Below are 12319 nucleotides of genomic sequence, written 5' to 3'. Positions count from 1 at the left end.
TCAAGCCCTCTCGACAGCCAGCAGCGCTGCGCCGTGTTCATCGGAAAAACTCAAACTGATGCCGCTGTCCTCGCAGTGCCCGAGCGTCACTGTTTGAGTAGGCTGCCCGAGGGCTTGGCGCTGTAGTAACTGCTGACTCAGCACTGGCAGAATCTGCTGGTTCAGCAAGCTGTCGATGTTGCGGGCGCCGGTATCGGGCAGCAGGCAGGCGGCGACCAAGGCCTCGTACAGCGAGTTGTCCACCTCACACTGCAAGCCGTAATGACGCTGAAGCCGCTTGGCAACCTGGTCGAGTTTGATCGCGACAATGCGTTTGAGCGCGCCAGCGTCCAGTGGGCGGTAGATCAATGTCTGGAAGCGCGCCAAAAGTGCAGGCTGAAAGTGCGCGCGCAGCACGGGCCGCAACAACTCATGCAGTGCGGCGTCTTCGATATCTGGCTGACGCTCTACACAACCTTGCAGCAGGTCACTGCCCAGGTTAGAGGTCATCAGGATCACGGTATTGCGAAAATCGATCTCCCGCCCTTCGCCATCGCGCATGACGCCGCGATCGAACACCTGGTAGAACAGGTTGAGCACATCGCGGTGGGCCTTTTCGACTTCGTCCAGCAGCACGACACTATAGGGGCGCTGGCGAACGGCCTCGGTGAGCACACCACCTTGGCCGTAGCCGACATAACCAGGCGGTGACCCTTTCAGCTGGCTGACGGTGTGCGCCTCTTGGTACTCGGACATATTCAGGGTGATGAGCGACTTTTCTCCGCCGAACAGGCTACTGGCCAGGGCATGCGCCGTTTCCGTCTTGCCGATGCCACTGGTGCCCACCAGCAGGAAGACGCCCATCGGCGCATTGTCGTTCGTCAACCCTGTGCGGGCGGCACGTAGCCGTTGAGCAAGTGCAAGCAGGGCTGGCTCCTGACCGACAACGCGTTCGGCCAGCTGATCTTCCAGGTTCAACAAGCTGGCATGTTCGTCCTTGAGCAAGCTGCCCAAGGGCACCCCTGTCCAGTCGGCGATCACTTCAGCCACACTGCGGGCACACACGTCGAGCGACAGTAGCGGCCGACTCCCCTGTACGTAGCTCAGTTCTTGTTGCAACTGCGCGCAGGCCGCTGTATCGACCTGTTCAGCCTGGCGGACGTCGAGCAGCTGGTGCGTAAGCTCAAGCTCTTTTTGGTACTGCAGCTCCAGCGCAACCTGCTGGCTCTCCAGTTGAACCAGCTGGGCGTTGATCTTCGCCAAACGAGGCTCAATCACCCTGCCGGTAAGCTGTGCATCCTCTTCCAGCGCAGTTCGCTCTGCAGTCAAGGCCGTCTTCTGAGACTTGATGTGAACCAGCGCCTGCGGCTCACAATCCAGGCTGATGCGAACGCGTGCGCAGGCGGTATCTATCAGGTCAACCGCTTTATCAGGCAGGCGGCGCCCCGTCAGAAAGCGCCGCGACAGGCTAACCGCCGCCTGCACGGCTGCGTCTTGAACATGCACACCGTGGTAGGTGACGTAACGCGCTTTAAGCCCGCGCAACATCAAGCAAGCATTGGCATCATCCGGCTCATCCACCTTGATCATCTGAAAGCGCCGCTCCAGCGCCGCATCGCGCTCGAAGTACTGCTTGTATTCGCTCCAGGTCGTGGCAGCGATGGTTCGCAATTCGCCACGCGCCAGGGCCGGCTTCAGCAGGTTCGCCGCATCAGCGCCGCCTGCCTGATTGCCAGCACCGATCAAGGTGTGTGCCTCATCGATGAACAGAAGTACCGGTGCCTCGGATTGCTGGACGGCCTCGATCACGTTCTTGAGCCGCTGCTCGAACTCGCCTTTGACCCCGGCTCCGGCCTGAAGCAGCCCCAGGTCCAGCGTACGGATGCTCACCGGTTTCAGGCTGTCAGGGACATCGCCGCTGGCAATGCGCAACGCAAGCCCCTCAACCAAGGCGGTTTTTCCGACACCGGGATCGCCGACCAGAATGGGGTTGTTCTTGCGGCGACGGCTCAGCACATCAATCACTTGACGAATTTCATCGTCACGACCGAAGACCGGGTCGATCTGCCCCGCTGCGGCCTTGGCGGTTACATCATGACTGAACTGATCCAGCGCCGACTGCGTCGCATTGTCATCAGGGTACGTTGCAGACTTGGCGTCCCGTCCCACTTCTGACCTGAACGGCGACATCAGAACCGGCCGGCCTTCTTCCGAATCGCGTTCAAGCAGCGCTTGCACGTGTTGAAGTTGCGTTGGCACTACACTCAGTAAAGGCCAAGCGGCTGAGCATTTAAGTAAATCTGGTGCCTCAATCAAGGCGCCCAACACGTGCACGGAACGCAGTTGCTCACAGTCACGATCCAGCGATGCCAGTAACCAAGCACTACTGATCAACTGCTGCAACTCTAGACTTAATTGGGGCTTGCCAAGTACGCTGCGCGGCAACGTATCGAAGTGTTCAAGTAATCCTTGCCACAGGGCTTCCACATCCCAGCTATAGCGGCGGGCGATGACTACAAGATCACCCTCTCCTTGCTCGAACAACTTAAACACCCAGTGTTCAATACTGATATGACTGTGCCCGCGTGCCTGACACAACGACGCGGCCGCCGTCAGTGCCTGGGTGCAATAAGCGTTGAGACGGCGGAGCAAACGGGTAGGATCGTGTGCCATTCAGGGCATCCTTGTCGTCAATGATCAATGTAACGTCATGAGCGCGACGTATCTGAAAAGCCCAGGTGTATTTGGCTGAACGCCCGCGCACGGACGCTCAACCCAATACACTGGAGGCCGTCAGCAGGTACCGACCGACGGCCGTGTTTTATCAGGCGGTGGTCCGTTCGTTCCAAGAATCCGAATGGATGATGTTTCCATCCTTGTAGGTCCAGACAATTTTCTCGTAGCGAAGCTCGACCAACTCCAGATGGTTGTGCCTTTCTTTTGCCGGGTCTTTTACGTCATGCATCTTGGGTGCAACTTTCACGACCTTGACGTTCTCCAACTTGGTGTTGAAGTATTCAACTTCCTGGCCAGCGTCATTGATTTTGTACCATTTGAATTCCGCTTCTTTGAGCGTCTGGCCGGTTGTCACGGCCTTATAGAGATATGGGGAGGAGGCATCGATTTCTTTTGTAAAAACAAAAGGCGTATGAATTCGCGTACCCGTCAATTTCCCAGTATTGTTATCCGTAGGGATGTACAGGTCATGATCCTGGCCGACCACTTCAATACTGCCCTCCCGGTCTTTGACATCGACCGAGCCTTTGATATCGGCACCGCCATCGTCTTTCAGCCACAGGTAAACAGGAATAGCCATTAGAAATCCTCTTTCAAGTGTTGTAGGTCGCGGAATGCGACAGGGGTTGCAGGCCTGAGCCCGCAGTCGAGGACTGGCACGCCCCCGCCTCCGGTACCAGGCGAATCTCAACTCGGCGATTGGCCGACCGTCCTTGTTCCGTGTCATTGCTCGCAATTGGCCGACTGGCTCCCAGGCCTTGCACCGCGAAGCAGTTGCTGGGGATGTCCCCCATGTGTTGAATCCAGTCATGTACTGCGGCCGCGCGTGCTCGCGACAAACGCAGATTCTGTTGGTCGCTGCCCGTCCCGTCCGTGTGCCCCGTGATCACAATCAGCCAGCCTGGCTGGGCCTTGATGCCCGCCAACGCCGTGACCAGAATCTTGGTTGACTCCGGTTTCAGCTGCGCGCTGCCACTGCTGAAAAGTGAGAGGCTGTCCAAGCGAACCATTGCAGGCCTTTCGGGCGAAGCCTGAGGTATCGTCGGGCTGCGGTGCCCGTTAATGGCTGCCCGCAGTGATGGGCGTAGCTTTTCGCCCTGATACAAGCCAAGGCCCAGCGACCAGGGCGCCCCTTGGCGGTAATAGGTGTCCAGGCGTTGCGCATCCTGGTGAAGCACAGCCAGGGCGGAGTCCCGTTGCAGCGCCTGGTCAGGACTAGCACTCACCGAAACAGTGGCATAACGCCGTAGGTCGTCTGTGACCTGGCGTACCAGCAATGTGTTCTGCCATGCAGAGCTGACCAAAGCGATGGAGGCTGCCAGTACAAACAGCCAGACACCGATCAGCAACGCCCTGGGTTGCCCACTGTTTCGAGCACTGCGAGACAGTAAATGCAGCAGAGCGTCAGGGAACGGCAATGACGCATTGGCATCATCAGTGCCACCCTGGTTAAAGCAGAGCCCGGTCCGCGCCTGCAGCCAGCGGTGCCATAGGTTGTTTTGATGGCGCCTGCCGGAAATGGGGGCCCATGCAACGGCAACGGCGTTGGCGGCGATCTCCTGGTGAAAAGGCCGCACGTGCATTTCCGACATACACACGTCCTTCAACCAACCTGCCGCAGCGTTCAACTGCACTGTGTCTCTCAGTCGAGCAGCGCGGGAATCAGGGTCCTTGTCCCACCTCTGCCATTCAGCCAGGCTCATGCGCATACCTGACTCATGCACCTGCACACTTGACTTGGCCGCGGCCCAGGTGAACCAGGCTGTAGACTGCGAAGTGCTCGGGAAATAGCCCACAACCAGCATCGACAGGGGGCTACCACGCTCGCGCAACATCACAACTTGGCGGTACACGCTGCGTAGCTCATTCGCCAACACTGCAGCGTCTGTGTGCATGTTGGGGTCCACAACCCACATGACACTCAGCTGGCCGTGCCATTCAGGCCGTAGCAGCAGCAGACTGGCAACCGTTGTGGGCAGCTTCTGCACGTCGGGCACCCGGACATAGCAACCCTCCCCCGTTACTCGCAACGCCAATTGCTCAGCGGGCACTGCACCAAACAGCTCAGCCAGACAATCGCCTACAACCAGAACAATGGGATGGCGGTAAGACCGAGCAGGCAAGCTGGCGCCATTGCTGCTTTGTAATTCTCGCCGTTTACCGGCGATACGCAGGCTTCGGCGCCACCCTGCCCATACTGCCAGCGCGACGAGCACGGAGATCGGGAGCTGCCATTCAAAAGCAAGCGGGAGCATGGCTATGAGCAACAAAGACAGCGTTCCGGCCCATAGCCAGAGCGCTTGCTCCTGTCTGCGCAACATCCCGCTCACTCTTGCACCCACAAGAGCGAGGCCACTGCCTCACCCAGCGTATGGTCAAGCCCCCACCAGATACCTATCAACAGGCCTGCTGCGACCACCACGTGGGCCAGCGGGGACTGCAGCCACCGCCACATCGGTAGGCGTGAACTGCTCCCCACCTGGGTAACCAGAGACTGACTCGTATCAAAGGGGGGAACATGCGCATCGATTGCAGCGAACAGTTGCTGCCGCTCTGGGTGATTGACATCGCGGTAGCGCCCCTGAAAACCCAGCATCAGTACTCGCTGAAAGACCGTGAAGACGTAAGGGTGTGCAGAGGATTCACGCAGCACGGTGCGCATGTCTTCGTAAAGCGATTCACCAGCCTGATGACTGCTGAAAAACCTGGCCTGCAAGGTCTCCATTGCCCAATCCTCATGGGCCTTGCCCTCGGCGCAAGCGAGCACCGTCTCATCCAGCAAGGCACATTGCGCATGGCTGATGAGCTCGATGCTACGGCGATCCAGACCGTCCTCCTCAAGGGAGGCCCGAACATGCTCGACATCCGCCACGCAACGTGACCAAAGTTCCGGGCTACTGTGCGCCCCTGTGCCGTGTCGCAACTCGACTACTAGCAAGTAGGTGTCCTGCAGCAAGGCGTCGATATCCGCCTTGGCTGCGACGGGCTTCTGCTGAACGAGACTCATGAGCGCAGTACCGCAAACAGTTCAAGTTTGACGTCCTGAAACACGCTCGGCACATAGAGGGCGCACACGCCATCCGCCAACATGGCACGCCCTTTCTCATGCCTCAGATCCAGTGCGAAGTACTGGTTCTCCAAACGCAGCGGTATCGCCGCAGGCACATGACTCAAGGGTTTCAAGGGAACGCCATCGAGTGCTGCGTTGACGAGATAGTCCACATCATCAGGACAGCCGATCTTGCACAGCCTTGGGAACTGGCCCTGCACTTGCACGGCTGGCAGCCGGCAGTGCACAGACAGGTAAAAGTCCGCCCCTTCGGGCTCAAGCAAGCGAGGATCGTTCAGGGCAACCTGCCAACGGTTGGCACTGCGCGCTTCAAGTATCAAAGCCAGCACACGTGACGGCAGGCTGGCCTCCAGCAATGTGGAGAGCGTACGCATCAACGGTGGGAAAACGGCCTCAAGGTTCGCATGCTGATAGGCAGGAATGTCCTCGATGCTCTGGTCCAACGAAAACGTCAACAGCGCCCCTGCAAACTTCACCATCTGCTGGTACACCTGCTCCGGATGCCGACCAGGATGCGCTTTAAGGTCCGCCAACACGGGCTGGTAGGTATTCAGCGCATTGAGCAACCAGAACAACGTCACATCAGCGACAGCAAAATCTGCCATGCGCTGGTTGCTCTCGCGGCGCATCCCCATCAACCGCTCACGTTTGGAGGACAGCTGGGTCAACAAGTTATCCAGTTGAAGCAGCAATCCAGCGTGCGCATCAAACTTCAGCAAGGGGGGAATGTAGGCCAGATCAATTTCCCAACCACCCCGCCCATCCCGTACCAGGCGCGCTACTGGGCAGGTGAGGTAGTCGGCATTGTCATCATCATTCAGGCGCAAGCTCAGTGCATGTTCGAGCACGCTGATGGACTGCACTTCATCGCTGTAGTGATCCTGGACATCCCGCCATACCTGACGGTATCTGACGGGACGCTCGACTCTGCCACCTTCGAACAGGCAATTGTTGCCATTGGCCTGTTCCAGCGGCAAAGCCAGCACAACCGTTGCAGCTTGACTATCGCCAGGCAGCGCGCGTGATAGCTCCAGGGCACTGGGAAGCTGATCCAATCGATCAGTGTCAATCAACGTTCCATCGGGCATGCGGACATGCAGCCGAGTGGCCATGAGTTTACCCAGTTGCAGTGCATCCGCATCAAATGCGACTGCCCGGATACCCCATGGATGAACCCATGCCAATGAAGCAACAGTCTGATTCGTCCACGACTCAAAGTGCGCCTGCTGCTGAAACTGCTGCGCAGACAACACCACGCCGGACGCCCACATAGGCCGATCGATCTTCACGTTCAAAGCTCCTGGCGCCGTCAAGATTTTGCTTTGGGCATCTGCGAAACCAACGACAGATTGATGTCCATGCCCTCAACCTGAAAATGCGGCACCGCAAACAACTTGACCCTGAAGAAACCGGGATTATCGTCAATGTCTTCGACAACCACCTTCGCCTCTCTCAGCGGATGCGATGCCTGCAAGTCATCCCCGGGATCGGTCATTTCAGTAACCAGCCCGCTTATCCACCTGTTCAGCTCCAGATCCAGCAGACGGCGGTCCTTGGTGGTACCAATGTTTTCCCGCTGAATGAGTTTCAGATAGTGCGCGATGCGAGAAAGCAGGAATACATAAGGCAACCGCGAATTGATGCGACTATTGGCGGTGGCCTCAGGGGTGTCATAAAGCGCGGGTTTATGGGCTGAGTTCGCCGAAAAGAAGCACGCATAGTCGCGGTTCTTGTAATACGACAATGGAATCAAACCAAGATTGGCGAATTCAAACTCGCGGGTTTCCGGAATCATTACTTCCGAAGGGATCTTCACTTGACTGCCCGTGCCCATATCGTACAGATGGATCGGCAGGTTGGTCACTGCGCCGCCTGATTGCGGCCCTCGAATTTGCACACACCAACCATTCGCGATAAAGCTTTTGACCATATTCGCCGCGAACGCAAACGTCGAGCTCACCCACAGGTATTTATCGTGGTCGCGGCCCTTGACCCGTTCTACATAATTAAACAATCGGACTGGGTTGGTGTCGGGCCCATAAGGCAGTCGCCCCAACGTACACGGCATTGTCGCACCGACGTACCGGGCATCATCGCTTCGAGTAAAAGCGTGCCACTTGATGTATTCCGCACGCTCCATGTAGTTACCGATGTCCTTGATCGCGGCCACCTCTTCCATGGTTTTCTTGCCAAAGAACGCAGGCCCCATCGAGCACAAGAATGGCATATGGGCGGAGGCTGCAACTTTGGAGATGTTCCGCAGCAGCGCAATATCTTGAGCCCCTCGGTCGAACTCGTAGTTGGAAACCGCCGCCGCAATAGGCTCACCACCCGGGGTATCGTATTCCTGGGTATACGTATGCAGGTACAGGCCGCTCTGAGAGATTTCCGGCGCATCCTCGAAGTCCTGCGCCAGATGCTCCTTACTGATATCCAGTATCTCGATCCGAACGTTCTGCCGGAAATCCGTCTGATCAATCAAGGACTTGGCGCCACGCCAGATCGACTCGACCCGTTGGAAGTCGGCATGATGCATGACGGCGTCCAGCTGGAAGCTGATTTGAGCGTCAATCGAAGCAATATGCTCGTCCAGCAGGGCCCGGTCCAGGCGCTCCACCTGTGGAGACACTTGCTTGAGCCGTTCGAGAAAGACGCTTACAGAAGCAGTGACGCGCTCATTGGCCGTGGCCTCGGACAAAGCATCCACGCTCTGATAGGCGTCAATCCCACCCATCTGATCAAGTGGTTCGAGATTTATTTTTTCAAACAATGTGTGATAGACATTCTGGCTGTCTTCCACCCGCACAGTGGCGCCACGCGATTGCGCAGAGGATTGCTCTTCGGACATTTGTTTGCTTCCCGTCTATAGAGATGGTGGTTTTCTAGCGTTCGCCTTGAGGGGCAAGGGCAGCCAGTTCCTTGCGCAGTTCGTTGCTCAGTGCCTCATCTTTCAGTATGCGTTCCAACTCAGCACGGAACGTTGCGTTATCCAAGAGATTGGCTTTCAACTCACGCAGCAGGTTTCGCATCGCCAGCAGGGCGCGTAATTGCGGTATCTGGCGAGCAACCTGTTCGGGCTCGAAATCCTTCATGCACTGAAAGCTCAGCTCAACAGGCGTTTCTCCACCTTCGTTCGTGAGCGTATCTTCAACGACCAGCTTGAGGCTTGGTGAAAATTCCGAGAGCACACTGTCAAAATTATTTTTATTGACATTCACCTTGCTCCGCTCGGACAACGGACGCTGCTCTTTGCCGTTACTGTAGTCCCCCATCAACATGAGCTTGAGCGGTAGCTCGACTTTGCGTTGAGCCCCACCCGTATGCAAATCAAGCTTGATATTAACGCGTGCCTTAGGCACCTCATTCTGAAAACTGTTTGAAGCCATAACGCCTCCTGAAGGCAGGGGGCCGAGCCAGAACGTTTTCCCGCACCCTGGGTCGAGCCGGTTTGACAGAGCACTGTGCAATGCATCCCCACCAACGATGGCGTCTTTCTTCCACTTATGCCACCCCTTCAGAAGAATCCAGAAACTTCCTACAAAACTTCTCCATCATGAGAGTCAATCGAAGGATAATTCAGCCCTTGACACTAGCAAATCAACCCAAATCCAGAGCGAGAGAACGAGGTGTTTAATCGAACCCGCTTGAAATGTAGGAAGTTGCCTACGGAAAATGCAGCAGAAATAAACGCTCGCCGACGACACTATCATCTGAAAATATTTCAAACCATTTAGCCCTTGCGTCACGGCTCAGCGAGCGCTATTACTAACCCCATCACCCGATGGAGATGAGCCATGTCCCGCCTCGCCGAATTCCGCGCCCTCGAGCGACTGCTCGCCGCGAAAAAGTCTGAACTCTCCTTCATCAAAATCGACCCGCGCCTTATCCGCGAATTCGAATTTGAAAGCAAACTCCACAACCTGCTTGCCGAATATCAATTCAATCTGTCGCATGTACTGGCCATCATCGAAAGCGAACACGCGAACAACAATGTCTACCCGCACTGCCCACCTGTCGCACCGCTGCCGCGTTACAGAGCCCGGCAAAGCAAATACTATATAAACCCACACACAGGGCAGGAAGTTGAAGCAAAGAGCACCCTGCACAAAACCGTGCGGTTGTGGATTCAGCAGTACGGCCGGGAGGAGGTCGAAAGCTGGGCAACTGCATGGTCTGTGTACACGCCCAAATCTGACCAGTAGCCCCCCTCACCCTGCCAGGCACGACCACCACAGCCTGCCCTTCCCTTCTGGACCTGCGCTCCATCAGGCAACCAGGTTGAACGCCTTCTACCCTTTATTGGCGTGAATCCCTGCCGCGCCCGCAAGCCAACGCAACCGTTCGGTAACCGAACAGTAGCCCGTCTCTTGAATTGACGCTGCCGCCTTCACTGCTCACCATGCACCGGCCTTGCGTGCCCGTCCTGCCTGGGAGCCGGTCACGTACCCGTAGCACCGCAGCTGAATACAATTTCAAGAAATGAGCAGTCTATGAACCACACCAAGACCACCCCCGCCGCGCCCCGGATGCATCAGGGTTCGATTGGCGACAAGCTTCGCGGCGCCTTCGGCGTCGGCAAGACCCGTTGGGGCATGCTCGCCCTGGTGTTCTTCGCCACCACCTTGAACTACATCGACCGCGCCGCACTTGGCATCATGCAGCCCGTACTGGCCAAGGAGATGAGCTGGACGGCGATGGACTACGCCAACATCAACTTCTGGTTTCAGGTTGGCTACGCCATCGGCTTTCTGCTGCAGGGCCGGCTGATCGACAAAGTTGGCGTAAAACGCGCCTTCTTCTTCGCCGTGCTGCTGTGGAGCCTGGCCACCGGTGCCCATGGCCTGGCCACTTCGGCGGCCGGCTTCATGGTCTGCCGTTTCATCCTGGGCCTGACCGAGGCCGCCAACTACCCGGCCTGCGTGAAGACCGTGCGGCTGTGGTTCCCGGCGGGTGAGCGGGCGATCGCTACAGGCCTGTTCAACGCCGGCACCAACGTTGGCGCCATGGTCACCCCGGCCCTGCTGCCGCTGATCCTCGCCGTGTGGGGCTGGCAGGCCGCGTTCATCGCCATGGGCAGCCTGGGCCTGGTGTGGGTGGTGCTGTGGGTGCTGAAGTACTACAACCCTGAAGACCACCCCAGCGTGCGCCAGAGCGAGGTGCAGTACATCCAGCAGGACGATGAACCCGAGCCTACCCGCGTGCCGTTCAGCCGTATCCTGCGCCTGCGTGGCACCTGGGCGTTTGCGGTGGCCTATGCGATCACTGCGCCGGTATTCTGGTTCTACCTGTACTGGCTGCCGCCGTTTCTGAACCAGCAATACAGCCTGGGCATCAATGTGACCCAGATGGGCATCCCGCTGATCATCATCTGGCTGACGGCGGACTTTGGCAGCATCGGCGGCGGCATCCTGTCGTCCTGGCTGATCGGCCGTGGCGTGCGGGCCACCACCGCACGGCTGGTGTCGATGCTGATCTTTGCCTGCACCATGGTCAGCGTCGTCTTTGCCGCCAACGCAAGTGGCCTGTGGGTCGCAGTGGCCGCCATCTCGCTGGCGGTCGGCGCGCATCAGGCTTGGACAGCGAATATCTGGAGCCTGGTGATGGACTACACGCCCAAGCACCTGGTGAGCACGGTGTTCGGCTTCGGCAGCATGTGCGCGGCGATTGGCGGGATGTTCATGACGCAGATCGTCGGCAGCGTGCTGACCGCCACCAACAACAACTATGCCGTGTTGTTCACGATGATTCCGGCCATGTATTTCCTGGCGCTGGTGTGGATGTACTTCATGGCACCACGCAAGGTCGAGAGCGCCTGAGGGCGCTAGCCACTTACCTCTACGGGGCCCTTGCGGGCCCTTTTTTTGGTCTGCTGATCAGACCGTGAAAGCGCGTTTTCTGTAGGGGCAGCGTTGATTACAAGGGGAAACACAAGCCCTGTAGGAGCAGCCTTGCGCTGCGAAGAGGCCATTGCAGCCGAAGATGATCTTTAGCCTTACCGGCCTCTTCGCAGCACAAGGCTGCTCCTACAGGGGTTAAGCGGGAGATTGCGTGATGGTTCCGAAATCAGACGGTGGCCAGCACAGGAGAGCGCCTGAGGGCGCTAGCCACTTACCTCTACGGGGCCCTTGCGGGCCCTTTTTCTGGTCTGATGATCAGACCATGAATGCGCGTTTTCTGTCGGGGCAGCGTTGATTGCAAGGGGAAACACAAGTCCTGTAGGAGCAGCCTTGCGCTGCGAAGAGGCCATTGCAGCCGAAGATGATCTTTAGCCTTACCGGCCTCTTCGCAGCACAAGGCTGCTCCTACAGGGGTTAAGCGGGAGATTGCGTGATGGTTCCGAAATCAGACGGTGGCCAGCACAGGAGAGCGCCTGAGGGCGCTAGCCACTTACCTCTACGGGGCCCTTGCGGGCCCTTTTTCTGGTCTGCTGATCAGACCGTGAAAGCGCGTTTTCTGTGGGGCAGCGTTGATTGCAAGGGGAAACACAAGTCCTGTAGGAGCAGCCTTGCGCTGCGAAGAGGCCATTGCAGCCGA

9 protein-coding genes are annotated in these 12319 nt (G+C 57.8%); 2 read left to right on the top strand and 7 right to left on the bottom strand.

Annotated elements, in window-relative coordinates; genetic code table 11:
* From tssH to tssB, 7 genes are all read right to left on the bottom strand, one after another.
* Positions 1 to 2652, bottom strand: coding sequence for a type VI secretion system ATPase TssH (gene tssH, locus SB756_RS06160; protein ID WP_410910427.1), 2652 nt, complete (start codon positions 2650 to 2652; stop codon positions 1 to 3).
* Positions 2653 to 2803: 151 nt separating this feature from the next.
* On the bottom strand, positions 2804 to 3295 hold the full coding sequence (locus SB756_RS06155; RefSeq protein WP_197898374.1) for an Hcp family type VI secretion system effector: 492 nt from the start codon (positions 3293 to 3295) through the stop codon (positions 2804 to 2806).
* A 13-nt stretch (positions 3296 to 3308) separates the two neighbouring features.
* Complete coding sequence (locus SB756_RS06150; RefSeq protein WP_410910426.1) at positions 3309 to 5036, bottom strand: OmpA family protein; 1728 nt, start codon at positions 5034 to 5036, stop codon at positions 3309 to 3311.
* A gap of 5 nt (positions 5037 to 5041) precedes the next feature.
* Entirely contained in the window at positions 5042 to 5722 is a 681-nt protein-coding gene (gene tssL, locus SB756_RS06145; protein WP_410910425.1) for a type VI secretion system protein TssL, short form, read from the bottom strand.
* Positions 5719 to 7074: a type VI secretion system baseplate subunit TssK gene (gene tssK / locus SB756_RS06140; protein WP_410910424.1), complete on the bottom strand. Its 1356-nt coding sequence runs from the start codon at positions 7072 to 7074 to the stop codon at positions 5719 to 5721. Before tssK ends, tssL begins: the two co-directional genes overlap by 4 nt.
* A 20-nt stretch (positions 7075 to 7094) precedes the next feature.
* A complete protein-coding gene (gene tssC / locus SB756_RS06135) occupies positions 7095 to 8633 on the bottom strand; it encodes a type VI secretion system contractile sheath large subunit (protein ID WP_410910423.1) in 1539 nt (512 codons plus the stop codon).
* A 34-nt stretch (positions 8634 to 8667) separates the two neighbouring features.
* Positions 8668 to 9171 (bottom strand): type VI secretion system contractile sheath small subunit, encoded by a 504-nt coding sequence (gene tssB, locus SB756_RS06130; RefSeq protein ID WP_197898369.1) that lies wholly within the window; start codon positions 9169 to 9171, stop codon positions 8668 to 8670.
* 408 nt (positions 9172 to 9579) lie between these two features.
* On the opposite strand from tssB, the gene SB756_RS06125 reads away from it, so the two are divergent.
* Positions 9580 to 9987: a histone-like nucleoid-structuring protein, MvaT/MvaU family gene (locus SB756_RS06125; protein WP_403004841.1), complete on the top strand. Its 408-nt coding sequence runs from the start codon at positions 9580 to 9582 to the stop codon at positions 9985 to 9987.
* A gap of 324 nt (positions 9988 to 10311) precedes the next feature.
* The gene (locus tag SB756_RS06120) at positions 10312 to 11601 is read left to right on the top strand and encodes an MFS transporter (RefSeq protein ID WP_410910700.1); all 1290 of its coding nucleotides are present in this window, start codon (positions 10312 to 10314) and stop codon (positions 11599 to 11601) included.
* Positions 11602 to 12319 lie beyond the last annotated feature (718 nt).

The organism is Pseudomonas sp. SIMBA_068 (assembly GCF_046534705.1).
GTDB lineage: Bacteria > Pseudomonadota > Gammaproteobacteria > Pseudomonadales > Pseudomonadaceae > Aquipseudomonas > Aquipseudomonas putida.
The sequence above is the reverse complement of the archived record's forward strand: the minus strand, read 5'-3'. Positions and strand labels throughout refer to the sequence as shown.

What these genes read in the sequence shown, in the direction of transcription:
- tssH (WP_410910427.1), bottom strand. Translation starts at nt 2,652, where the DNA reads ATGGCACACGATCCTACCCGTTTGCTCCGCCGTCTCAACGCTTATTGC.
- SB756_RS06155 (WP_197898374.1), bottom strand. Translation starts at nt 3,295, where the DNA reads ATGGCTATTCCTGTTTACCTGTGGCTGAAAGACGATGGCGGTGCCGAT.
- SB756_RS06150 (WP_410910426.1), bottom strand. Translation starts at nt 5,036, where the DNA reads ATGTTGCGCAGACAGGAGCAAGCGCTCTGGCTATGGGCCGGAACGCTG.
- tssL (WP_410910425.1), bottom strand. Translation starts at nt 5,722, where the DNA reads ATGAGTCTCGTTCAGCAGAAGCCCGTCGCAGCCAAGGCGGATATCGAC.
- tssC (WP_410910423.1), bottom strand. Translation starts at nt 8,633, where the DNA reads ATGTCCGAAGAGCAATCCTCTGCGCAATCGCGTGGCGCCACTGTGCGG.
- tssB (WP_197898369.1), bottom strand. Translation starts at nt 9,171, where the DNA reads ATGGCTTCAAACAGTTTTCAGAATGAGGTGCCTAAGGCACGCGTTAAT.
- SB756_RS06125 (WP_403004841.1), top strand. Translation starts at nt 9,580, where the DNA reads ATGTCCCGCCTCGCCGAATTCCGCGCCCTCGAGCGACTGCTCGCCGCG.
- SB756_RS06120 (WP_410910700.1), top strand. Translation starts at nt 10,312, where the DNA reads ATGCATCAGGGTTCGATTGGCGACAAGCTTCGCGGCGCCTTCGGCGTC.